This is a genomic window from Pandoraea anhela (assembly GCF_902459655.1).
Lineage (GTDB): Bacteria > Pseudomonadota > Gammaproteobacteria > Burkholderiales > Burkholderiaceae > Pandoraea > Pandoraea anhela.
On the sequence record NZ_CABPSB010000002.1, the window covers coordinates 136,229 to 159,096 of the forward strand.

Sequence of the window (22,868 nt, forward strand, 5' to 3'; positions counted from 1 at the left end):
TTCGCAGCCGCACTAACATCGCTAACATCGTCTACATGCAACACAGTTGCAATATTGCGCGATGATACGGCGGCCATCCGTATTTTGCAACTGAGTTGCACATAACCGACATTTCCTTGGGTGATAGGCTTTCTGGTCGTCAGCCGTCAAGTTCGCCACCCGAAACCCGCGGAAGCGGCGCGACACTTTGCCGCGCCGCCGCGTGGCGAAGGGAACCCGCGAGTCGCAGCGCCGGTCTGCAAGGTCTGCGATACTGCGCAGGCAGCGCAGTTTGCGTACATCCTGCGGGCGCTTCGGTGGTGTCCGACCCCGTGCTTCTGCCCCGTGGTTCTGCCATGGAGTGCGGCGGCATTGCGATGTTTGCGGCGTCTGTCTCACGACATCCCCGCAACGACGTCCTGCCGCCGTTGCCTTACCGATGACTTTGCGATCTTCTCGTTCTTACCCGAATCCCATATGCGTACTTCCAAGCTCGTCTCCCACGCAGCCCGCCCTCGCCGTGCCAACGGCCTGCGTCGCGCCGTCCAAGGTCTCGCCATGGCGGCCGCCATCGGCCTGACCGGTCTCTCGCAGGGCGCGTGGGCGCATGCGCACCTCGCGTCGAGCGAGCCGGCCGCCCAGGCAACGGTCGAGGCCCCGAAGGCGGTACGCGTGACGTTCGACTCGGCGCTCGAAGGCGCGCTCTCCAAGCTCACCGTCGTCAATGCGAAGGGCAAGGCCGTCACCGACGCCAAGCCCGAACTCGACGCGGCGCGCAAGACCCTCACGCTCGCCGTTCCCGCGCTGGCGGCCGGTGACTATCAGGCGAACTGGGTCGCCGTGGCCAGCGACGGCCATCGCACCCAAGGCAACTTCAAGTTCACCGTGAAGTGATGTCGGCGGACCTGGCCGCCGGGACCTGGCAGCCCGCCACGGCGGGCCTGCTCGATCTCGCGCTGGCGCTCGCCCTCGGCGTATTGCTGCTACGAAGCCCGCACGCGGTGCGGCGAGGGCTCACCCTGCGTGTGCTGCCCGCTTTCGCGGCGGGGTTGGCGCTGCTCGCGTGGCTCGCCTACGTGCTTGCGAGCACCGAGGCGATGACCGGCGGCGATTGGGAAACCTTGTCCGCCATGGCCGGCGATGTATGGCTGGTGCTCACGCAATCGCATTTCGGCCGCGCGCAGTGGATCGCCGGCCTCGGCGCCGCGCTGCTGTGTGCGGGCGCATGGGCGTGGTACGACGCGCGGCGGCGCCTGCGCGCCGTCATGCCCGTCGCGGACGATCCGCGTGACCGGCATCGCCGTCGCGAGCATCGTCAGGAACGTTACGCCCGTGGGGTCTACGCAGCCGGTGCGGTAATTCTCGCGCTGGCGCGGGCGGGCACCGGGCATGCGGCCGATGCCGTCACGCCGTGGCTCGCCATCGGCATTCATACGCTGCACGTCGCGGCGGCGGCGGCGTGGACCGGCGCGTTGCTCGTTGCCGGATGCGCGATTCCCGGCTGGCGGCACTGGCCCGTCGGCGCGCGTGCGGCCTACGGCGACCGGTTGTCGTCCGTCGCGACACTGGCCATGGTCGTCGCGCTGGTGACGGGGGCCTTCAACGCGTGGCGAACGCTCGGCGAGAATGCCTCGCTGTGGTTTTCGGCGCAAAATGCGCCTTATCTGGCGTGGCTCGTGACGAAACTCGTGCTCGTCGCGTGCGCCGCCCTGCTGGGGGCATGGAATCGCTGGCACTTTCTGCCGCGTCTGGCGCTCGACACCGGCGAGACGCCGTTCGACACGACCGCCTTCGCGCGCGTGGTAGCCGTCGAGGCGCTCGTTCTGGTGATGGTGATGAGCCTTGCCGCGAAACTCGGCACGACCATGCCGCCCGGCGTCTGACGGCATTCGTCGAATTCAATAGCAAGAAACGGAGCGCAGCAACGCGACGCGCTCCCTAGACTGAAGGCAAGTCATCAGTCCTCGGGAGATCCTCGCGATGCAACCTCATCCTATGACCGCAAAACGTCCGTCGATGCCGCGCAGTGATGCCGCAAGTCAGCGTCAGGTCAAGTCTGACGGACGTGCTTCATCTGCCGCATCAAGCCAACCCCGCTACGCCACCGACGACGCCCGATGGGCCGCCGTCGTCGCGCGCGACAAGCAGGCGGACGGCGAATTCTTCTACTCGGTGCGCACCACCGGCGTGTATTGTCGTCCGTCGTGCGGCGCACGCCTCGCCCGGCGGGAAAACGTGGCGTTCCATCCCGATACGGCATCGGCGCAGCGGGCCGGCTTTCGTCCGTGCAAGCGTTGCAAGCCCGATCAGGACGCGCCCGAGGCGCGCCATGCCGCCCTGGTGACGGCCGCCTGCCGCCAGATCGAGACGGCCGATGTACCGCCAACGCTGGAGACGCTCGCCGCGCAGGCGGGTCTCAGCCCGCACTACTTCCACCGGCTGTTCCGCTCGGTGACGGGAGTCACGCCGCGCGCTTACGCGAATGCCCGCCGTGCCGAACGCGTGCGCGACGCACTGCCTGCCGCCGCGAGCGTGACGTCGGCTTACTACGACGCAGGCTTCAACTCCAACGGCCGCTTCTACGCCAGTGCCGATGCCCTGCTCGGCATGAAGCCCGCTGCGTTCCGTGCGGGCGGCAAAGCCGAGTCGATTCGCTTCGCGGTCGCGCAGTGCTCGCTCGGCGCGCTGCTGGTCGCGGCGACGCCGCGCGGTCTGTGCGCGATCTCGCTCGGCGACGATCCGGACGCACTCGTGCGCGAATTGCAGGACCGTTTCCCGCAAGCCGAACTCGTGGGCGCCGACGCCGAATTCGAGCGCTGGGTGGCGCAGGTCGTGGGCTTCGTGGAGTCACCGCACGTCGGCCTGTCGCTGCCGCTCGACGTGCGCGGCACAGCGTTCCAGCAACGCGTATGGCAAGCGCTGCGCGACGTGCCCGCCGGCGAGACGGCAAGCTACGCGCAGATCGCCGAGCGCATCGGGTCGCCTCGCGCCGTACGTGCCGTGGCACAGGCCTGCGCGTCGAATACCCTGGCCGTGGCGATTCCCTGCCACCGAATCGTGCGCAACGACGGCGCACTCTCGGGGTACCGCTGGGGTGTCGAGCGCAAGCGCGCGTTGCTCGCGCATGAGCGCGACGAACGTGGCGACGCCGACGCGAAGGGCACGCGATGAACGAAGCGGCGACCGAAGCGATGAATGAAGCAATAAGCGAGCGTGTGCCGTCGCTCGACTGGGCCGCGCTGGAAGACGAACTCAACGGCTTCGGCGCGGCGCGCATTCCCGGTCTGCTAAGCGCACAGGCATGTGCCGGGCTTTGCGAGATGTACGGGGACGCAAACGGATCGAAGGCAGCGAAGGGATCGAAGGGATCGAGCGGTTCAAGCGAATCGCAGGAACGCCCCGGCACCGCACCGACGTCCGGGCGTTTTCGCAGTCGGATCGTGATGGCGCGTCACGGTTTCGGACAAGGCGAATATCAGTACTTCGCCTACCCGCTGCCGTCGCTCGTCGCCGGGTTGCGCGAAGCGTTCTATGCGCCGTTACGCGACATTGCGCACCGCTGGCACAAGGCGATGGGCATCGACACCCGTTATCCGTCGACGCATCGCGCCTACCTCGCGCAGTGCCACGAGGCCGGACAGCGCCGCCCTACGCCGCTGCTGCTGCGTTACGCAGCGGGCGACTACAATTGTCTGCACCAGGACCTCTATGGGGATCATGTCTTCCCGTTGCAGGTGGCGATCTTGCTGTCACAACCCGGCGAGGACTTTACGGGTGGCGAGTTCGTACTGACCGAGCAGCGCCCGCGCATGCAGTCGCGCGCCGAAGTCGTGCCGCTCATGCAGGGAGACGCGGTCGTGTTCGCCGTGCATCACCGGCCGGTGAACGGCACGCGCGGTGTGTATAGCGTCAACATGCGGCACGGCGTGAGCCGCTTACGCAGCGGTCATCGGTACACGCTGGGCGTGATCCTGCACGACGCGACATGACGCGTCATACAGGGCACGCCAGCCCACGAGAATCCACGAAAGTCCCTGAAGTGAAATGACGCTCGACCTCTTCGGCAACGACGCCGCACACGACGCCGCACACGACACCGCCCCGCAAACCGATACACTCGGCCCGGGCGCGTTCGTGTTGCGCGGCTTCGCGCGCTCGCGTCTGGCGACGTTGCAGACGGATATCGACGGCGTGACGGCGCAAGCGCCGTTGCGTCACTGGCTCACGCCGGGTGGCAAACGGATGTCGGTCGCAATGACCAATTGCGGGGAAGTGGGATGGATCAGCGACAAGATGGGCTACCGCTACGGCACGCACGATCCGCTCTCGAAGCAGCCGTGGCCGTCGATGCCGGCGTCGTTCGTCGCTCTCGCGCGTGACGCCTCTCAGGCTGCCGGCTATCGCGACTTCTCGCCGGATGCCTGCCTCATCAACCGCTACACGCTCGACGCGCGTCTGACACTGCATCAGGATCGCGACGAGCGTGAACTCGGCGCCCCCATCGTGTCGGTGTCGCTGGGATTGCCGGCGATTTTTCTGTGGGGGGGTCTGCAACGCAACGACCGAACGCGTCGCGTGCGGCTGGAACCGGGCGACGTCGTCGTGTGGGGCGGTCCCTCACGACTCGTCTATCACGGCATCGCAAGCGTCGAAGGCAGCTTCGACGCGCAGGCCGTGCGCTATAACCTCACATTCCGGCAGGCGCGCTGAACCCGCCGGGCGGCTTCGCGCGCTGCCATCGTCTTCAAGACTGGCGATAGAAACCAAACTCGAGAAACGCAAAAAACTCAATAACCGACCGTGAAACGCGCTCGCGGGTGCTGGTTCTTTTCGAGTTCGTCGACCAGCGCGATCGCATAGTCTTCCATCGAAATCCAGCTCTTGCCGTTGGCGTCGACGAGCAGAGCGTCCGCACCGATGCGGAACTTGCCGGTGCGCTCGCCCGGCTCGAACAGCGCGGACGGCGACAGGAACGTCCAGTTCAGCGGCGAATCCTTCGGCTCGGCACGCAGCACTTGCAGGAACTCACGGCCGGCGCTCGCTTCCGGCTTGTAGGCGTCCGGAAAGTCCGGCGTGTCGATCAACGCCTTGCCCGGCGCAATCTCCAGACTGCCCGCACCGCCCACGACCAGCAGACGCGGCACGCCCGCACGCTTGACGGCGTCGACGAGCCTGGCGGCGTCCATGGTCGCGAAGCGGCCGGCGCTGATGACGGCGTCGTGCCCGGCAAGCAGCGGCGTGAGCGACGACGGATCGGCCGCGTCGCCCTTGACCACGGTGAGACCTTGCTCGGCTTCGACACGCTCGGGGTTACGGGCGATACCCGTCACGGTGTGACCACGTTGCAGCAGTTCTTCGGCAACGCGCGTACCGACGCGGCCGGTGATACCAATCAAAGCGACTTTCATCAGGACTCTCCTGGAGGTGAGGGCGGTATTCGACATGCGGATTCGGGAAGACGACAGACGACGCGGCTCAGAGCGCGCAGCCGTCCGGGCCGCACCGCGACAGCGCGCCGGCGGCATCAGGTTCGGCGTTCGCGGCATTGGCGGCATTGTTCGCTTCGGCGGCAAGCAGACGCTCACGCAGCGCGTCGCGCCAGGCGTCGGGCTGGCCGAGGTAATGTCCGGCCTCGAGCCGCTCCCACTGCCCGTCGATCTCCAGCGCGAACGTGGGGAAACCGCTGCCCCCGACGCGGGCGAGCCATGCACGGCTGTCGCGAAAATGCGCCATGAGCGTTGCGGGGTCCTGGGCATCGAACGCTGCGGCGAACCCGTCGCGATCCAGTCCGAGATCGTTAGCGAGGCCGACAAGCACGTCGCGATCCGCGATGCGTTTGCCGTCGACGTAATGCGCACGCTGCACCGCGGCGAACATGTCGAGACCGCGACCGGCGATCGCCTGCGCGGCGAGCACGGCGGCCGTGGGCGGCGCCGAGTCGAATACGGCGGTGCCGTCGCGCAGCAGGCCTTCGAAGTAGGCCTCGCCGAACGGCTGACCGGTGAGCGCCGCGATCCGGTGATCGTGCGGCATGACGTAGTTGCGCAGTTGCGGCGTGACCGGTTGCGCGTTCGGGCCCGCCATCATGCCGCCGCCGTGAAACACGACGTTCAGGCCCGCCACGTCGCGCGCGGCGCGCACGAGGGGTGCGGCTGCGTAGCACCAGCCGCATAGCGGGTCGGCGACGTAATGCAATGTGGGCAATGTGGGCAATGTGGGCAATGTAGCGCGTGGCATGTCGGGGTGTCCTTGGAAAATAAAGTCAGACTGCGCCGCCGTCGCCTGACACGGCGGACGAGCGAAGCGCTTTCCATGAGTGCCATCGTAGTCGCGCCACTCGCGCAAAAAAAGCCCATAATGGCGATCACTTTGTTGCATCGATCGAGCAAATCATGGACCGTCTGACTGCGATGCGGGTCTTTACCGAAGTGGCCGAGCGCGGCTCGCTCACGGCGGCGGCACAACGTCTCGATATGTCGCGCGCGATGGTCTCGCGCTATCTGGCGGAACTCGAAGCGTGGCTGGGCACGCGTTTGCTGCACCGGACCACGCGGGCCGTAAGCCTCACCGACGCCGGCAACGACGCCCTGCCGCGCTGCCGGGAAATGCTCGGCATCGCCGACGATCTGGCCTGCGCATCCAACGCCGACAGCACGCCGCGCGGCTTGCTGCGCGTAGCATGCAGCACATCGCTCGGGCAGGCGTTTCTGGCCGCCGCCGTCACCCGCTTCGTCGTTCGGCATCCGGGCGTCGCCATCGATCTCGTGGTCGCGGATCGCACCGTCGACCTGGTCGACGAACGCATCGATCTGGCGATCCGAGTTACATCGGAACCGTCTCCCGGTCTCATCGCCCGCAAGCTGGCGACCTGCCATTCGGTGGTGTGCGCAGCGCCCGCCTACCTCCAGCGTCACGGCACGCCGGAGCGCGCCGAGGACCTCGCGCTTCACAACTGTCTGACGTACACCTATTTCGGCAAGAGTCTCTGGCAATTCACGCACAACGGTGTGCCGCTCGGCGTGCCTGTGGGCGGCAACCTCTCGGCAAACGAAGTCAACGTCGTGTTCGCCGCGACGCTCGCCGGCGCAGGCATCTCGATGCAGCCGGTCTACTCGGCGCTACCGCATTTGCGCGACGGCACACTGCGCGCGCTGTTGCCCGACTACGTGCCACGGGAAATGACCGTCTACGGCGTGTACATCTCACGCAAGCAGATGCCCAGCGCCCTGCGCGCGCTGCTCGACGATCTGGTCGTGCAATTCCACACGGGGCTGTTCGAAGACACGGGATATCCGGGTCGCCAGCCGACATCGTCCACCTGATCGACACCCGCCCCCTCGCCTTCCCCCCGCAACCTCCCCGCAACCTCCCCGCGGTGTTTCGCGCTGCGTGACACGCGGGAAATGTCACTGAAATGTCACATTGCCCGCGTAAAAACGCGCTTGCCTCGCCCGCCCCGGGCAAGCTGACGATGTAACGCGCACGCTCCTCTCACGCTTTTCATCCGTCAGTCCTTGCCGAACGGTCGCGGACGCATACGCGCGCCCCACTGCCCGACACGTCAACCAAGGACATCATGACGCACGACACCACGCCCCAGCCGCACGATCCCGCCGCCATCGCCGGTGATGCCGATCTCTCGCAAAACGACGATCCGACGAACCCGTCGCGCCGCCGCATCCTTCAGGGACTGGCCGCCATCGGGGCCGCCGGCGCTACCGGCGCCACGCTGAGCGGTTGCGCTGCCGAAGGCGGCGCCGGCGCACCCACGGCCGTCGCGGCGGGCGGCACCTTCGACGCCCAGCTCAAGGCGAACGTCAAAACGGTCGTCGTGATCTATCTCGAGAACCGCAGCTTCAACAACCTGTTCGCCGACTTCCCCGGCCTGGAGAAGCCGCTGTCGCAGGTTCCCGCGTCGGCCTATACGCAGCTCGATCGCGACGGCAAGACGCCGATGTCGCTGCTGCCCCCGGTCTTCGACGGTATGGTGCCGCGCGCGCAAATGATCGGCGGCAAGAAGTACCACATTGGCGAGAAAGACATCGCGCGTCAGCCGAACGCGCCGTTCATGCTCAAGGACGCCGAAGGCAAGCTGCTGCCGGAGTCGGTCATCACGCGCGACCTATGGCACCTGTTCTGGCAAAACCAGATGCAGATCAACGACGGCGCGAACAATCAGTTCGCCGCATGGGCCGACTCGGGCGGTCTGGTGATGGGCTACTACGGCGAGACGGCCAAGACGCTCGACATGTATAAGATCGCGCAGCAGTACACCATGTGCGACAACTTCTTCATGGCCGCTTTCGGCGGCTCGTTCCTGAACCACCAGTTCCTCGTGACGGCACGCCCGCCGGTGTATCCGAACGCCGCGCAAAGCCCGGCCAAGGACAAGATCGCCGTGCTGGCCGACGGCCCGCAAGGGGTGCGTCTGGCTGTGGCGGCAGACTCGCCCGCGTCGGCCGCCGACGGCAAGCCGAAGTTCGTGCGTGACGGTGCGATCACGCCGGACGATTACGCCGTGAACACGATGATGCCGGCCTACCAGCCGTCGCCGGTCAAGCCGGCCGCATCGGGTGACAAACGTCTGGCCGATCCGTCGAATCCCTCGACGCTGCCGCCGCAGAACTACGCCACCATCGGCGATCTGCTCTCGAACAAGGGCGTGTCGTGGGCGTGGTACGCGGGGGCATGGCAGTCGGCACTCGATCACAAGGGCGGCGCGGACAGGCCGAACTTCCAGTATCACCATCAGCCGTTCAACTACTTCGCACAATTCGCGCCGGGCACGGCAGCGCGCGAGACGCACCTGCGCGATGGCGGCGAGGGCGACAGCCCGATCTCTAACAAATTCATCGCCGACGCAATTGCCGGCAAGTTGCCTGCCGTCACGTTCTACAAGCCGCAGGGCAACCTGAACCAGCACGCCGGTTACTCGGACGTGGAGTCCGGCGATCAGCACGTGGCCAATGTGCTCGCGCACCTGATGAAGTCGCCGCAGTGGAACAACATGGTGGTGGTGATCACATACGACGAGAACGGCGGCTGGTGGGATCACGTCGCACCGCCCAAGGGCGACCGCTGGGGGCCGGGCTCGCGCATTCCGGCCATGGTCGTCTCCCCGTTCGCCAGACGCGGCACCGTCGATCACACGTTCTACGACACCACGTCGATCCTGCGCTTCGTTACGCGTTTGCACGACCTGCCGACGCTCGAAGGCATCGCGTATCGCAACGCCGCCTTCGCGGCACGCGGTGCGAACCCGCCGGGCGACCTGACGAAGACGCTCACGTTTGCCTGATGCTGAAGTGATGGCGAAGTGATCGCGCCGCGATAGCGCGGTATCACGGCTCGCCTGAGCATAAGGGCACCCTCGGGTGCCCTTATGCATTTCTCCGTGCCGGTGCTCCATGCCGACGGCGCCGCCCGATCGGCCTGTTCGATTACGCTTGTTCGTCGAGTTCGTCCGAGCGCAGCAGCAATTTGTCGAGCAAGCGCTCGTACACCCGTATTTCATCGTCCGACAGCGCGGCGAACAGTTGCTCGTAATGGGCGCGCGCCGCGTCGATCACCACACGCCACATGCGCTCGCCCTCCGGCGTGAGCGTCACTTGCACGGCACGACCGTCGTGCGCGTCCGGCGCGCGGCGCACCAGCCCACGCGACACCAGCCCGTCGGCACCCCGGCTCGCCTGACTCTTGTCCAGATTCGCGCGACGTGCCAACTCGGAATTGGACAACGCCCCCGCCGTGCCCACTGCCGCCAGCACGCGCGACTCCGCCAGACTCAGCTGCGCGCTGTCCGCGTACGACTGCGAGATGCGCCTGTCATGCTGCTTCATCAGGCGGTGCATCTTGTACGTCAGGAACTGGTCGAGCGATTTGTGGGCGGGTCGCATTTCAGTGTTTTCCCCTAGACGAAAGGGGCCGATATTTGGTTGCGAACGCAACATTAGCACACTAGAATTGTTGCGTTAGCAACTAAATGCTCGATGACGTTTCACGTCATATGTGCGTGACGCCTGCCCCTGCGTGCCGTCGATGTTTCGGCGCGAGACTCGCCGCACGTGCGTCGAGCTGCCTTTCGGGTGCCGCATCGCCATGCATAAACCAGAGACCACGCCGCGCGCGTCGCTGTATCACACGTATCGCGTCTATCCTCATTTTTATCCGCACGCTGCCGCACGGCGCGAGGCACCGACCGTGCCCGTCACCATCGTCGGCGGCGGCCCCATCGGCATGGTCACGGCGCTCGCGCTGGCCCGCCACGGCGTGCGCTGCGTGGTGCTGCAAGCCGAGCAGCAGGTCTCCGAAGGCAGTCGCGCCATCGTCTTCACGCGTCGCTCGCAGGAGATTCTGCAAACGGTCGGCGTGGCCGACGCCGTCGTCGCCAATGGCCTGCCGTGGACCAGCGGTAATTCGTTCTATCGCGGCCAGCGCGTGTTCCGCATGGAGTCGCCGGTCGACGAGGACGACCGCTTCGCGCCGCTCATCAATCTGCAACAGAACGTGCTCGAAAGTTATCTGGTGAACGCCATCGAGCGCGAGCCGCTCGTGGAGATGCGCTGGGGCAACAAGCTGGTCGACATGACCCAGGAGAACGCGGGTGAGGGTGAGGGTGAGGGCCACGTCTCGCTGCGGATCGACACCCCCGAAGGCGAGTACATGCAACGCACGGCATGGCTCGTGGCTGCCGACGGCGCGCGCTCGACGGTGCGCACCGCGCTCGGTCTGCGCTTCGAAGGCGCGAGCTACGAGGGGCGTTTCGTCATCGCGGACATTCGCATCGATCTCGATCTGCCGACCGAGCGCCTCGCTTACTTCGCGCCCGACTGGAATCCCGGCAACACCGTGCTGATGCATCGCGAGCCGGGAGGCATCTGGCGCGTGGACTATCAGTTGCCGGCGGATGAATCCTCCGAACACGCGCTGCAACCCAAGACGATTCGCGAGCGCATCGATGCGCAGCTCGACATGATGGGGCTGGGCGGCAAGCCGTGGGATCTCGACTGGTGCTCGGTGTATTCGGCACGCGCGCTCACGCTGCCCGACTATGTCCACGGCCGCGTTCTGTTCGCGGGCGACGCCGCACACTTGCTGCCGATCTTCGGGGTGCGCGGCGCGAACACCGGCTTTCAGGACGCCATCGATCTGTCGTGGAAACTCGCGGCGGTCGTCAAGGGCGCGGCGCCCGCGGCGCTGCTCGCGTCGTACTCGCACGACCGCGTGGGGGCGGCCCGCGAGATCATCGCGGAAGCGGGCAAAAGCACCCGCTTCATGACGCCGCCGTCGCACGGCTTTCGCGTGCTGCGCGACGCTGTGCTCGACCTTTCGCTCGAACACGAATTCGTGCGTCCGCTCTTTCATTGGCGCACGTCGCGCGCGCACGACTATCGCGACTCGCCGCTCAACAGCCCGAGCGACGACAACGCGAAGATGACCGCCGGCCCGACCGTCGGCGCCCCTGCGCCCAACGTAAGACTCGGCGAGAACGACTATCTTTACGACCACTTCGGCGCGGCTTTTCATCTGGTGACGTTCGGCGACACACCGCTCGACGACGCGTTGCGCCGGGAAATCGTGACGTGGCGCGAACGTGGCGTGCCGGTGAAGGTCGTGTCGTTCGCCCTGTCGCAGCAAGACGTCGCCGGTGCCGATCTCACGCTACCGGACCCCACGGGCCACGCTGCCGCGAAGTACGGCGCAGACAACGGCACGACCTACCTCGTGCGCCCCGACCATCACATCTGTGCCCGCTGGCTGCGACTCGACGCCACACGGCTCGCCGACGCACTCGTGCAAGCGACGGCGCGCGCCTGAGCGACGCATCGACGCATCGACGCCATCGGGATTCAAGGAAAGCTCTGTCATGACCGCCCAACAAACCGCCATCGCCGGCCTCGAAGCGATTTACGACACCCTCGCGCTGGCCATCGACGCCGCGCCGCCAGCCAAACGCGAGTTGTTGCTCGCGAAGGTCGTTCTGCTGCTCGCCAACGAGATCCACGATCCGCAGCGCGTGATCTCGCTCATCCATCAGGCCACCGATCGGGCGACGAATCAATCTGTTGATCAGGCGGTTGATCCGGCCTAGACATCCGCCCGCCTGTGCGAGTACGCAGACCGGGCCACATCGTCATTCCGGCGCCCGCCCTCGATGGCGGGCCCGCTTTCAAAACACCGCCACACACGCATCGAGGCGGGGAGCGTTGGAGAAGACACCCATCATGAGCCGTATCACGCCCGCCGCCGGTACTGCCGGCGGCATTGCCGCATCTCTGCCTGTCGCTTCGCGCGAAGAGGCTCACGCGAACAGGCCCCCGAGCGCATCGGACCGGCTCGTCGAAATGGCCGAGCATGCCGTTGTGCACAGGGTCTCGCGCCGGTTGCTCGGCTTCCTGTTCGTGCTGTTTCTGTTCTCGTTTCTCGACCGCATCAACGTCGGCTTCGCCGCCCTCACGATGAGTCAGGACCTCGGGCTCACCAGCACGATGTTCGGCATGGCCTCGACCGTGTTCTATCTCACGTACGTGCTGTGCGGTGTGCCGAGCAACCTCCTGCTGGTGAGATTCGGCGCGCGCCGCTGGATCGGCGCGATGCTGATTGCGTGGGGACTCGCGTCGAGCGCCACGATGTTCGCGCACGACGCCACGAGCCTCTATCTGATCCGTGCCATCGTCGGCATGACGGAGGCGGGCTTCTTGCCGGGCATGCTGTTGTACATGGGGGACTGGTTTCCGTCTGCCGCACGGGCGCGCGCCAACGCGTGGTTCATGATCGCAATGCCGGTGACGTCTGCGCTCGGTGCGGCGGCGTCAGGCTATCTGTTGCGGCTCGACGGCCTCGGCGGTCTCGCGGGATGGCAATGGCTGTTCGTGCTCGAAGGGCTGCCGACAGTGCTGCTCGGTGTCGTGACATGGTGGTATCTCGACGACAAGCCCGCCGATGCGCGCTGGCTGAGCGCCGCCGAGAAGCAAACGCTCGGGGCGATGATCGAGCGCGACCGTGCGGCCGCCGTCGCACAGTTCGCGAACACGCGCCCGAACATGCGCACGAACACTGCCCGTCGCCCCGGCATGTGGCGCGCGATTCTCACACCTGGCGTGGCGAAGTTCGCGCTCGGGTACTTCTGTCTCGTCAACACGCTCTCGCTCGCGTCGCTGTGGATTCCGCAGATCGTGAAAAGCTTCGGCACGACGAGCAACAACGTCACGATCGGGCTGCTCGCGGCCATCCCATCCGTTTGTACTATCGCCGGCATGATCTGGTGGGGTCGCCGCTCGGACCGTTTGCAAGAACGCCGCTGGCACCTGCTGCTGCCGATGCTGTTCTCCGCAGCGGGCTGGATCGTCACATGCTTTGCGCCGGAGCCCTCGCTGCGGCTGGCCGGGGTCGCGATGGCATCGACCGGGGCGTACACGGCGATGGCGATCTTCTGGACGGTGCCCGAGCGCAGCCTCGCGCCACACTCCCGTGCGCTGGGCCTCGCGGTGATCAACGCCATCGGCAATCTCGGCTCGGCGCTAAGCCCGATCGTCGTCGGCGTGCTCAGGGACTGGACGCACGCCTTCACCTCGGGGTTGCTGTTCGCCGCCGCGAGCCTGCTCGTGGGTATCGGCGTGCTGTGGTTCGCGCCGCTGGGGCAGCGTCGGGTGGCGTAGGTCAGTGTGGGAAAGCGTAGGGAATTGAGCGATTAAGCGAACGATCAGGCAAACGACGCGCCGAACGACGCGCAGCCGCGCCAGTTGGGCGGTTCAGCGCCACCCCTGATCGTTTGGGGCATGACGGTCGCGGTTCCGGGCCATAATGCAGGCGGTTGTATGCAGCTTTGCCGGCGTAAGGGCGTGCGTCGCTGCAACAGGCCGTGCCGACGTCCGACGTCGGCGGTCGAAAGCGTCTTCGCCTGCGCCCCTCTTTTGTGTTCGCGTTCAAGGAACCCCGCCATGCCAGTGACAACGCCAGTGGCCGCTCAGGGCCCGACGCTCGTCGTACTCATCGATGCGGATAACGCCGCCCCTGCCATCGTCGAAGGACTGCTGACCGAAGTCGCCAAGTACGGCGTCGCGAGCGTCAAGCGCATCTACGGCGACTGGACGAAACCGAATCTCGATGGCTGGAAGAAGTGTCTGCTCGAATATTCGATTCAGCCGATCCAGCAGTTCCGCTACACCGTCGGCAAGAACGCGACCGACAGCGCCATGATCATCGACGCGATGGACCTGCTCTACACGGCGCGCTTCGACGGCTTCTGCCTCGTCTCCAGCGACAGCGACTTCACACGCCTCGCGTCACGTATCCGCGAGCAAGGGCTGATCGTCTACGGCTTCGGTGAGCGCAAGACGCCTCAGCCTTTCGTCACCGCCTGCGACAAATTCATCTACACCGAATTGCTGCGTCAGGACGACGAGCCGGACGATGACGAGGCCCCCGCCCCGCGCAAACGCCGCAGCGCCGCCGAACTCAAAGGCGATACGCGACTGGTGCGGCTGCTGCGCAATGCCGTGACCGACGTGTCCGACGAGGACGGCTGGGCCAATCTCGGCGCCATGGGAAACCACATCGCGAAGCAGGCGCCGGACTTCGACTCGCGCAATTACGGCTTCGCCAAACTGAGCGATCTCGTGTCGACCAGCGGATTGTTCGACGTGGAGCATCGCACAGGCAGCGGCGCCAACCGGGGGATTTGGGTGCGCAGCAAGTCCAAGCGGACCGCACCGGCTGCGCAGGGCGCCCCGGCGGCCACACCAGGGTCGGCGAAACGCGGCGAATGAGCGTCGCGCTCACTTTTTTCAAGAATTTCTCGCGAAACGCTTGCCAGCCTCAGAAATTCACCCTATACTCGCGGTCTTTCTAGGCTCGTAGCTCAGTTGGTTAGAGCACCACCTTGACATGGTGGGGGTCGTTGGTTCGAATCCAATCGAGCCTACCAACGAACAAAAAAACACAAGGCGTCCGCGTTCTCGCGTGACGCCTTTTGTTTTTTCCGCGACGGATCCGCCGACAGTCGTCGCGCGCATGCGCCCTCGCCATCGCTGCGGCTTTCATGCGCTCACATGCGCTCTCTTGCGCTCGCATCCGACGCGACCACCGGCGTTACAAAACGACACATCCCGAACACACTCGTAGCACCTGCGACGCAGACCCATCGCTAGACTGGCATCAACGGTTCGACGACAGGCTCACCGCAGATCCTCCAGACGATCAGGTCTGCGGCCTTCGCGAATCGATCCGACTCACCGGCCTTATTGCCACTGCGCGCGTAGTTCGATTGCATCCCGCAGCCGCTACAAGCGCTCATGGAGGACACCATGAAACGCATTCTGATCATCGCTGCCCTCGGCGCCGCCGCCGCTGCCGCATCGACCGCCGCGTCGGCCCATGTGGACGTCGGCCTCTATCTCGGCGTGCCCGCGCCTGTGGTCGCACCGGCCCCGGTCTACGTCGCACCGGCCCCGGTGTACGTCGCGCCCCAACCGGTCTATCGCGCACCGCAGCCGGTCGTGTACTACGGCCGCGATCGCTGGGACGACTGGCGTGAGCGCCGCTGGGAACACCGCCGCTGGGAGGAGCGTCACGACCGCGGCTGGCATCGCGGCTGGTAACGCACCGCGCCGACAGGCACCGGGTGTGAGCCCGCTCCCGATCTGAACGAACGAAGAACGAAGAACGAAGCGGCCCGCCGGTTGGCGTCGGCGGGCTTTTTTAGCGGGAAGCGACACCGTCGCTTTCCGCGTTCTTTTGTGCGGCGTCGTCACCCGCCCCCTACTGCCCCGTCCTTTCTCCTTTCTCCTTTTTCCTCGCTCCTCTCTTCTTTCACGACCAACGCGGCTACCGTTGTCACCGTGGCGGCGGTGTCTGCCATGTCTGCCGCAGCCTCGAGAGCGTCACGTCATCGCCACATCGTGCAACTCCCGCTTCATCCATTCGACGAACGCGCGCGTGCGCGACGGTAGTAACCGCGCGTGCGGATAAACGATGCTCACCGGGCGCGCCGGTCCTTCGTAGTCCCTGAGCACCCGCACCAGCCGGCCGTCGGCCAGCGCGCCCGCCACCTGGTACGACAGGAAGCAACCGTAGCCGATGCCGTCGATGCACGCGTCGACCGCCGTCATCCCGTGACTGAGTTCGAGGTTGCCGTCGACCGCGACGACATACTCCCGTCCCCCCTCCCAGAAACGCCACTGCCCATAGCCGCCGCCATGGGAGAGGATGCAATTCTTGCCGACCAGATCGCGCGGGTGCTTCACGTCCCCTTGCTCGGCGATGCACGACGGGCTCGCCACCACCACACGACGGATCGCCCCGATGCCCTGCGCGACGAGCGTGGAGTCGTCCAGCGGCGAAATGCGGATGCCGACGTCGATCCCCTCTTCCCACAGGTTCACCACGCGGTCGTTGAGCATGAGGCGACATTTCACTGCCGGATACGCCCGCAAGAAGCGATACAGCGCCGGCGCCACGTGCAACTGCCCGAAGAGCACCGGCGCGGTGACGACGAGCGTGCCGGTAGGCGCCTCGTGACGCGCCGCCAGCCGCGCCTCCGCCTCGTGCAACTCGCTCAGGATCTGGCGACAGGTGTCGAGATACGTCCGCCCCTCCTCCGTGAGCGCGATGCGGCGCGTGGTGCGATTGAGCAGCCGTACGTCGAGCGACGTTTCGAGTGCCGCCAGCGTGCGCACCACCGCCGGCAGCGAAGCATTCAGCGCACGCGCCGCCGCGCTCAGGCTGCCCTGATCGACGATGGCCACGAAGGTTTGCATTGCGCGAAGTTTGTCCATGCGGCGCATCATTACTCCGATTTCTGGAGTAGTCAAATCAGGTTACCACCATTTATCCAAAAATCGACAGGATGGAGAATGCCCTTATCGCGTGGCGGTGCTTACAGCCCCCGCCATTCGCCAGACCTGCCCTTGCTACCGGAGATGCCCCATGAGCCGCCCTGCCGACGCCGCTACCGACGCCAATACCAAAGCCATTCCCGAAGCCATTCCCGACGTCCCCATCCGCGCCGCTCGCCCGATCCGTCTGTACCGGTTCGCGCTGTCGGGCCACTGTCACCGCGTCGAGCTGATGCTCCGACTGCTGGATCTGCCATACGAGGCCATCGATATCGATCTGGCGACGGGGGAGCACAAGCAGGCTCCTTACCTCGCCATCAACCCGTTCGGCCAGGTGCCCGCCATCGACGACGACGGCGTGGTGCTCACCGATTCCAACGCGATCCTCGTGTATCTCGCGAGCCGCTACGACACTCGCCATGCCTGGTTGCCGCGCGATGCCGTAGCGGCCGCGCATGTGCAACGCTGGCTGTCCGTGGCCGCCGGCGATCTGGCCTTCGGCGCGGCCGCCGCACGCGTGGCCGTGGTGTTCAACCGCGACGTCGATACGACCGCGATGATCGAGCGCGGCGTGCTGCTGCTCACGCGTCTGGAAGCGCATCTGGCCCGCGCGCAGGCGACGGCGTTCGTCGCCGCAGCCACGCCGACGATTGCCGACATCGCCCTGTACACCTATCTCGCGCACGCCCCCGAAGGCAATGTCTCGCTCCAGCCGTATCCCGCCGTGCGCGCGTGGCTGGCCCGCATCGAGGCATTGCCGCGTTTCGTCCCGATGGCGTCGACCCCTTGCGGTCTGAATGCCGTCGCCGCCTGAACTGCCGGGCAACTGACGACACACGTCGTCCGATCGGAAGGAGAACGTCATGAACGCCCCCACACCGTCATCGCTTCAACTCGAATCGCCGTTCCATGCCGGCGAGAGGTATGTGCAGACGCTGGCCGGTTCGCGCGAAGCCATGGCGGAACTGGGCGCGCGCGTGATCCGTCTCGCGATGCCGGATCAGCATCGTCAGTTCTTCGCGCAACTGCCGTTTCTGGTAATGGGCGCGCTGGACGCCGACGATCAGCCATGGGCCACGCTCTTGAGCGGCACGCCCGGTTTCGCGCACTCCCCCGATCCCACGCTGTTAAGGGTGAACGCCTTGGCACCGCCCACGGATCCCCTGTTCGGCGCCGTGAAGCCGGACGCGCAGATCGGCCTGCTGGGTATCGAGCCGTCCACGCGCCGTCGCAATCGCGTGAACGGGCGCGTTGCGCAGGTCGATGCGCAGGGCTTCACGCTGCGCGTCGCCCAGAGCTTCGGCAACTGCCCGCAGTACATCCGCAAGCGGGAGATCACGCCGCAGGCGCACGACGCGCCGCCGGTCGCCGAGGCGTCGCAAACATCGCTCGACGACAAGGCGCAATGGCAAATCGCAAGCGCCGACACGTTCTTCGTCGCGACGCACTACGCGGGCGACGGTGCCACGCCACGCAGCGCCGGCACCGACGTCTCGCATCGCGGCGGCAAGCCGGGGTTCGTGCGCGTCGAGGACGCGAACACGCTGATATGGCCCGACTTTCGCGGCAACTCGTTCTACAACACGCTCGGGAATCTGCACGTCAATCCCCGGGCCGGGCTGGTGTTCGTGGACTTCGCGTCAGGCGACTTTCTGCATATCGCGGGCGACGCCGAACTGCTCTGGCAGGACGAAACCGAGAGCGGTTTCGAAGGCGCGCTGCGGCTGGTGCGTCTGCGTCTGCGTGTGCGCGAGGTGCGACGCGTGCGCGGTGCGTTGCCCGCCGCGTGGCGCGACGGCGAGACGTCGCCCAGCGTGGCGCGCACCGGCGACTGGCCGACTGCCTGATGCCGGCCGTGCTGCGATACCGTGCCCATCGTCACGGCTCACGTCGCCCCCATGCGAGACCGACGCTTGCTCGTTGCGGACGCGCCGTGTACAGTACGACCACGCCCGTCGAGTGACGGGCGATCTCTTCCATCGATCCATGACTGCTGACTCCTCCATCCGTCTCGCCGTATCGCCGCCGCAACGCGGTGTGAGCGCTCGGCTGCGCGGACGTTTTGCGGCCGTCGCACCTCCCCCGCCGTGCGGCGTGGCACCGCCCGCCGTGGTGGCCTGACGCCACGCTCGGCGCGTCGGGTGTTCGTCACCCGGCACAACACCTTTTCATCCGAATCTCAGTTTTGTCCCGCCCGGCTGCGCGCGTTGCGTGAGCGGCGATGACGTCGTTGCGCGCCGCGCCAGCCAATGCATGAGCGGCGACCCGACATTGGCGTCGGCGTCACCGCACGGTAGACGGGCAGGACAGACTGCACTGGGGAAGATCGATGCAACTCGATGGTCTCGCGTGGCGCCGGCATGGCGCGACGCTCTTGTTCGTTCTGCTGTGGAGCGGCGGCGCACTGGCCGCCAAATGGGGGCTGGCGCATGCGTCGGCGTTTGCGTTTCTCGTCATTCGGCTCGGTGTGGCCTTCGCCGCGCTCACGCTGATTGCGCTCACCCGACGGCAATGGTGGCCGGCGCCCGGTACGCGATGGCAGGTCGCAGGCACCGGCGTGCTGCTCATCGGCGGTTATCAGGCGGCGTATCTGCTCGCGCTGGCCCACGGCATCACGCCGGGCGCGCTGGCGACGGTACTCGGCGTCCAGCCGATTCTCACGCTCGTGGCGCTGGAGCGGCGTCATAGCGGGCGTCGTCTGACCGGCCTCGCTGTCGCACTCGCCGGACTGGCGCTCGTCGTCGCCCAGAGCCTGATGGCCGCCAGGCTGTCGGCGGCGGGCTCCCTCTGGGCGCTGACCGCGCTCGCCTGCATGACGCTCGGCACGCTTGCACAGAAAGGCTCGCGGCAAACGCCCCTCGATGTGCTGCCGTTGCAGTACGCCGTGGGACTCGCGCTGGCGTTGCTCGTCGCGCCGACACAGCCGTGGCACGTGGACAGCGATGTCGGCTTCTGGCTGCCCTTGCTCTACATGGGACTCGTGATCTCGGTGGGCGCGACGCTGCTGCTTTACCGCATGATCGCCTCGGGCAATCTCGTCACCGTCACCAGCCTGTTCTATCTGGTGCCCGTGGTGACGGCGTTGCTTGACTGGGGCATCTTCGGCCATCGGCCCACGGCGCTGGCCGTCGCAGGCACCGGGGCGATCTTGCTGGGGCTTCGGTTGGCGCTCAGGTAGTCGTCGTCGATGGGTGGGGCACGAGAGCCATCGTCGCCCCCCCACTGGACGGTACCCGTCGCGATGGGACGGTAGGACGATCGGACGATGGGAAGTCGGGAAGACGGGAAGACGCGAATGTCGTGTGCAGTGGTATCGAGATTCACCGTCGCGTCGCGCCATCTCGGCTATGATTGTCGGCTCCAGGGTGACAATCGGCATGCCTTTGCGTTCGTTGTCACCCTATCCCACCGCCCTCACGCCCACTCACCGCTTCGACAACGGAACGCCGCCCGATGGACCTCCTCGACGACATGCGCATCTTCGTCACCGCGGTAGACGCCATGAGTTTTACCGGCGCAGCGGCGAAACTCGGGCTGTCGAAGCAGTTCGTGAGCCGTCGTATCTCGTCGCTGGAGCAGTCGCTGGGCGCGCGCCTGCTGCTGCGAACCACGCGGCGGCTGGCGGTGACCGACCTCGGGCGTATTTATTACGAACGGGCCAGACGCATCATCGACGACGTCGAAGCCGCAAATCTGGCGGTGAGCAGTCAGGGGGAGCGCCCGCGCGGCAATTTGCGGGTCTCCGCCCCGATGTCGTTCGGCACGATGTTCCTCGGCACTGTCATCCCGTCGTTTCTCACGACGTATCCGGACGTCACCATCGAACTGGAACTGAACGACCGCACCGTCGACATCATCGGCGAGGGCTACGACGTAGCGGTGCGTATCGGTGCGCTGGCCGATTCGTCGCTGATCGCCCGCACGGTCGCCCCGATGCGGATGGTCACCTGCGCCAGTCCGCGCTATCTGGATACCCACGGCACGCCGCAAACGCCGGACGACCTGCGCGATCACGCCCTGCTGCCCTACGGCCATAGCCAGCGGGTGAACTGGCATTACGCACGAGACGGACACCCGCTGGAGGTTCCTGTCTCGGGGCGCCTTCGTGTGAACAACGGCGAACTGGCGCGCGATGCCGCTGTGGCGGGCCTGGGCCTGACGTGGCTGCCGGTGTTCATCGTCGCACCGGCCTTGCTGAGCGGTCGTCTCGTGACGGTGCTCGACGACTTCGAGCCGGCGCCGTCGTCGATTTATGTCGTCTACCCGCAGCATCGTCAGGCATCGCTCGTGATCCGGGCGTTTTCGGAGTTCCTGGCGTCCGCGTGCAGCGTGGCCGGCACGCAGTGGTGAGCCAGGCGCGAACATGACGGCGAGCCGGCAAGGATGACATCGCTGGAAAGGGGTCCCGGCAGGCGGGAACCCTGGGCATCGTCGCGACGATCCGGCCATCAGACTTGACCATCCCTGGTCTGGACGAGGATACTTGACAGGTTAAAAACCCAGCTTTTTCACGCCGATGACCACGATTCTGCAACACATCCCTACGGGACAACGGGTCGGCATCGCCTTTTCGGGCGGTCTCGACACCAGCGCTGCGCTGCTTTGGATGCGCCAAAAGGGCGCGATTCCCTACGCTTACACGGCCAATCTGGGTCAGCCGGACGAACCTGATTACGAAGACATTCCGCGCCGGGCCATGGGTTACGGCGCCGAGAACGCCCGCCTGATCGACTGCCGTGCACAGCTCGTGGCCGAAGGCATCGCCGCCCTCCAATCGGGCGCGTTCCACATCTCGACCGCCGGTATCACTTACTTCAACACCACGCCGATCGGTCGTGCCGTCACGGGCACGATGCTCGTGGCCGCCATGAAGGAAGACGGCGTCAACATCTGGGGCGACGGCAGCACGTACAAAGGCAACGACATCGAGCGTTTTTACCGCTACGGTCTCTTGACCAACCCGGGCCTGCAAATCTACAAGCCGTGGCTGGACCAGACGTTCATCGACGAACTCGGTGGTCGCAAGGAGATGTCGGAATTCCTGATCGCGAACGGCTTCGATTACAAGATGTCGGTCGAGAAGGCGTATTCGACGGACTCGAACATGCTGGGCGCGACGCACGAAGCCAAGGACCTCGAACACCTGGACTCGGGCATCAAGATCGTTCAGCCGATCATGGGCGTGCCGTTCTGGCGCGACGACTGCGCGATCAAGGCAGAAGCGGTCACGGTTCGTTTCGAGGAAGGCCAGCCGGTCGCGCTCAATGGCAAGACGTTCGCCAACGCCGTCGAGCTGTTCGAGGAAGCCAACCGCATCGGCGGCCGTCACGGTCTGGGCATGAGCGACCAGATCGAGAACCGCATCATCGAAGCGAAGAGCCGCGGCATCTACGAAGCCCCGGGCCTCGCGCTGCTGTTCATCGCTTACGAGCGTCTCGTGACGGGCATCCACAACGAAGACACCATCGAGCAGTACCGTGAGAACGGCCGTCGCCTGGGCCGTCTGCTGTATCAGGGCCGTTGGTTCGATCCGCAGGCGATCATGCTGCGCGAGACGGCGCAACGTTGGGTGGCGCGCGCCGTGACCGGCGAAGTGACCATCGAACTGCGTCGCGGCAACGACTATTCGTTGCTGAACACGACCTCGCCGAACCTGACGTACAAGCCGGAACGCCTCACGATGGAGAAGGGCGAATCGGTCTTCACGCCGCTCGATCGTATCGGTCAGCTCACGATGCGCACGCTCGACATCGTCGACACGCGCGAGAAGCTGATGACGTACGCCAAGGCCGGTCTGCTCACGTCGACGAGCGACGACGCCCTGCCGCAACTCGAAGGCAAGAAGGACTAAGATCAGCCGTCCGACGCATCGCGTCGCCTCGCGAGGCGACGATGCGCCTGTGTCGTCTGTCACAACAGGCGGCGCGCCCCGAAAGGAGCGCGCCGCCTTTGTTTTTGGCCTGTCGCGGCTGACGCGCTAAGATAGCTAAAAAATAAGCGGCATCCCAAATTAGTCCTAACCCTCCCGCATCCGGGGGGCGTGTCGTCCCCGGA

21 protein-coding genes and 1 tRNA gene are annotated in these 22,868 nt (G+C 66.0%); 18 read left to right on the plus strand and 4 right to left on the minus strand.

Annotation, left to right across the window (positions count from 1 at the left end):
* The first annotated feature begins 456 nt into the window (after positions 1 to 456).
* The 5 genes from PAN31108_RS03725 (at position 457) to alkB (ending at position 4,689) form a co-directional block, all read left to right on the plus strand.
* Complete coding sequence (locus PAN31108_RS03725; protein ID WP_246183762.1) at positions 457 to 873, plus strand: copper resistance CopC family protein; 417 nt, start codon at positions 457 to 459, stop codon at positions 871 to 873.
* On the plus strand, positions 873 to 1,862 hold the full coding sequence (locus PAN31108_RS03730) for a CopD family protein (protein ID WP_150667552.1): 990 nt from the start codon (positions 873 to 875) through the stop codon (positions 1,860 to 1,862). Before PAN31108_RS03725 ends, PAN31108_RS03730 begins: the two co-directional genes overlap by 1 nt.
* A 97-nt stretch (positions 1,863 to 1,959) precedes the next feature.
* On the plus strand, positions 1,960 to 3,150 hold the full coding sequence (gene ada / locus PAN31108_RS03735; protein ID WP_246183763.1) for a bifunctional DNA-binding transcriptional regulator/O6-methylguanine-DNA methyltransferase Ada: 1,191 nt from the start codon (positions 1,960 to 1,962) through the stop codon (positions 3,148 to 3,150).
* A 20-nt stretch (positions 3,151 to 3,170) separates the two neighbouring features.
* On the plus strand, positions 3,171 to 3,968 hold the full coding sequence (locus PAN31108_RS03740) for a 2OG-Fe(II) oxygenase (RefSeq protein ID WP_370819565.1): 798 nt from the start codon (positions 3,171 to 3,173) through the stop codon (positions 3,966 to 3,968).
* Between the two features lie 55 nt (positions 3,969 to 4,023).
* Positions 4,024 to 4,689, plus strand: coding sequence for a DNA oxidative demethylase AlkB (alkB, locus tag PAN31108_RS03745; protein ID WP_150667554.1), 666 nt, complete (start codon positions 4,024 to 4,026; stop codon positions 4,687 to 4,689).
* Positions 4,690 to 4,766: 77 nt separating this feature from the next.
* On the opposite strand, the gene PAN31108_RS03750 is transcribed toward alkB, so the two are convergent.
* Both PAN31108_RS03750 and PAN31108_RS03755 read right to left on the minus strand, forming a co-directional pair.
* Positions 4,767 to 5,387 (minus strand): NAD(P)-dependent oxidoreductase, encoded by a 621-nt coding sequence (locus PAN31108_RS03750; RefSeq protein ID WP_150667555.1) that lies wholly within the window; start codon positions 5,385 to 5,387, stop codon positions 4,767 to 4,769.
* Positions 5,388 to 5,454: 67 nt separating this feature from the next.
* Positions 5,455 to 6,183 carry a DsbA family protein gene (locus tag PAN31108_RS03755; protein ID WP_150667847.1) on the minus strand — a complete coding sequence of 243 codons (729 nt, stop codon included), beginning with the start codon at positions 6,181 to 6,183 and terminating at the stop codon, positions 5,455 to 5,457.
* A 188-nt stretch (positions 6,184 to 6,371) separates the two neighbouring features.
* Between PAN31108_RS03755 and PAN31108_RS03760 the strand changes: the two genes are divergently transcribed.
* Together PAN31108_RS03760 and PAN31108_RS03765 are read left to right on the plus strand one after the other, a co-directional pair.
* Positions 6,372 to 7,301 carry a LysR family transcriptional regulator gene (locus PAN31108_RS03760; protein ID WP_150667556.1) on the plus strand — a complete coding sequence of 310 codons (930 nt, stop codon included), beginning with the start codon at positions 6,372 to 6,374 and terminating at the stop codon, positions 7,299 to 7,301.
* A gap of 254 nt (positions 7,302 to 7,555) precedes the next feature.
* Positions 7,556 to 9,277, plus strand: a complete 1,722-nt coding sequence (locus PAN31108_RS03765) for an acid phosphatase (RefSeq protein ID WP_150667557.1) — start codon at positions 7,556 to 7,558, stop codon at positions 9,275 to 9,277.
* 142 nt (positions 9,278 to 9,419) lie between these two features.
* Here PAN31108_RS03765 and PAN31108_RS03770 read toward each other — a convergent pair whose 3' ends face one another.
* Entirely contained in the window at positions 9,420 to 9,875 is a 456-nt protein-coding gene (locus tag PAN31108_RS03770; RefSeq protein WP_174994836.1) for a MarR family winged helix-turn-helix transcriptional regulator, read from the minus strand.
* A 202-nt stretch (positions 9,876 to 10,077) separates the two neighbouring features.
* On the opposite strand from PAN31108_RS03770, the gene PAN31108_RS03775 reads away from it, so the two are divergent.
* From PAN31108_RS03775 to PAN31108_RS03800, 6 genes are all read left to right on the plus strand, one after another.
* Complete coding sequence (locus PAN31108_RS03775; RefSeq protein ID WP_150667559.1) at positions 10,078 to 11,796, plus strand: FAD-dependent monooxygenase; 1,719 nt, start codon at positions 10,078 to 10,080, stop codon at positions 11,794 to 11,796.
* 49 nt (positions 11,797 to 11,845) lie between these two features.
* A complete protein-coding gene (locus PAN31108_RS03780; protein WP_150667560.1) occupies positions 11,846 to 12,070 on the plus strand; it encodes a DUF2783 domain-containing protein in 225 nt (74 codons plus the stop codon).
* A gap of 133 nt (positions 12,071 to 12,203) precedes the next feature.
* Positions 12,204 to 13,637, plus strand: coding sequence for an MFS transporter (locus PAN31108_RS03785; protein ID WP_150667561.1), 1,434 nt, complete (start codon positions 12,204 to 12,206; stop codon positions 13,635 to 13,637).
* Positions 13,638 to 13,919: 282 nt separating this feature from the next.
* On the plus strand, positions 13,920 to 14,747 hold the full coding sequence (locus PAN31108_RS03790; RefSeq protein ID WP_174994837.1) for an NYN domain-containing protein: 828 nt from the start codon (positions 13,920 to 13,922) through the stop codon (positions 14,745 to 14,747).
* 81 nt (positions 14,748 to 14,828) lie between these two features.
* Positions 14,829 to 14,905, plus strand: a tRNA-Val gene (locus PAN31108_RS03795).
* Positions 14,906 to 15,284: 379 nt separating this feature from the next.
* Positions 15,285 to 15,578 carry a hypothetical protein gene (locus PAN31108_RS03800; RefSeq protein ID WP_150667562.1) on the plus strand — a complete coding sequence of 98 codons (294 nt, stop codon included), beginning with the start codon at positions 15,285 to 15,287 and terminating at the stop codon, positions 15,576 to 15,578.
* Positions 15,579 to 15,860: 282 nt separating this feature from the next.
* On the opposite strand, the gene PAN31108_RS03805 is transcribed toward PAN31108_RS03800, so the two are convergent.
* Complete coding sequence (locus tag PAN31108_RS03805; RefSeq protein ID WP_150667563.1) at positions 15,861 to 16,754, minus strand: LysR family transcriptional regulator; 894 nt, start codon at positions 16,752 to 16,754, stop codon at positions 15,861 to 15,863.
* A 151-nt stretch (positions 16,755 to 16,905) separates the two neighbouring features.
* Here PAN31108_RS03805 and PAN31108_RS03810 point away from each other — a divergent pair, with 151 nt between their 5' ends.
* The 5 genes from PAN31108_RS03810 (at position 16,906) to argG (ending at position 22,665) form a co-directional block, all read left to right on the plus strand.
* Positions 16,906 to 17,628, plus strand: coding sequence for a glutathione S-transferase family protein (locus tag PAN31108_RS03810; RefSeq protein ID WP_150667564.1), 723 nt, complete (start codon positions 16,906 to 16,908; stop codon positions 17,626 to 17,628).
* Positions 17,629 to 17,677: 49 nt separating this feature from the next.
* Positions 17,678 to 18,661 carry a pyridoxamine 5'-phosphate oxidase family protein gene (locus PAN31108_RS03815; RefSeq protein WP_174994838.1) on the plus strand — a complete coding sequence of 328 codons (984 nt, stop codon included), beginning with the start codon at positions 17,678 to 17,680 and terminating at the stop codon, positions 18,659 to 18,661.
* A gap of 482 nt (positions 18,662 to 19,143) precedes the next feature.
* Positions 19,144 to 19,992, plus strand: a complete 849-nt coding sequence (locus PAN31108_RS03820) for a DMT family transporter (RefSeq protein WP_150667565.1) — start codon at positions 19,144 to 19,146, stop codon at positions 19,990 to 19,992.
* A 275-nt stretch (positions 19,993 to 20,267) separates the two neighbouring features.
* On the plus strand, positions 20,268 to 21,164 hold the full coding sequence (locus PAN31108_RS03825) for a LysR family transcriptional regulator (RefSeq protein ID WP_150667566.1): 897 nt from the start codon (positions 20,268 to 20,270) through the stop codon (positions 21,162 to 21,164).
* Between the two features lie 166 nt (positions 21,165 to 21,330).
* Positions 21,331 to 22,665: an argininosuccinate synthase gene (gene argG / locus PAN31108_RS03830; RefSeq protein WP_150667567.1), complete on the plus strand. Its 1,335-nt coding sequence runs from the start codon at positions 21,331 to 21,333 to the stop codon at positions 22,663 to 22,665.
* The last annotated feature ends 203 nt before the right edge of the window (positions 22,666 to 22,868 follow it).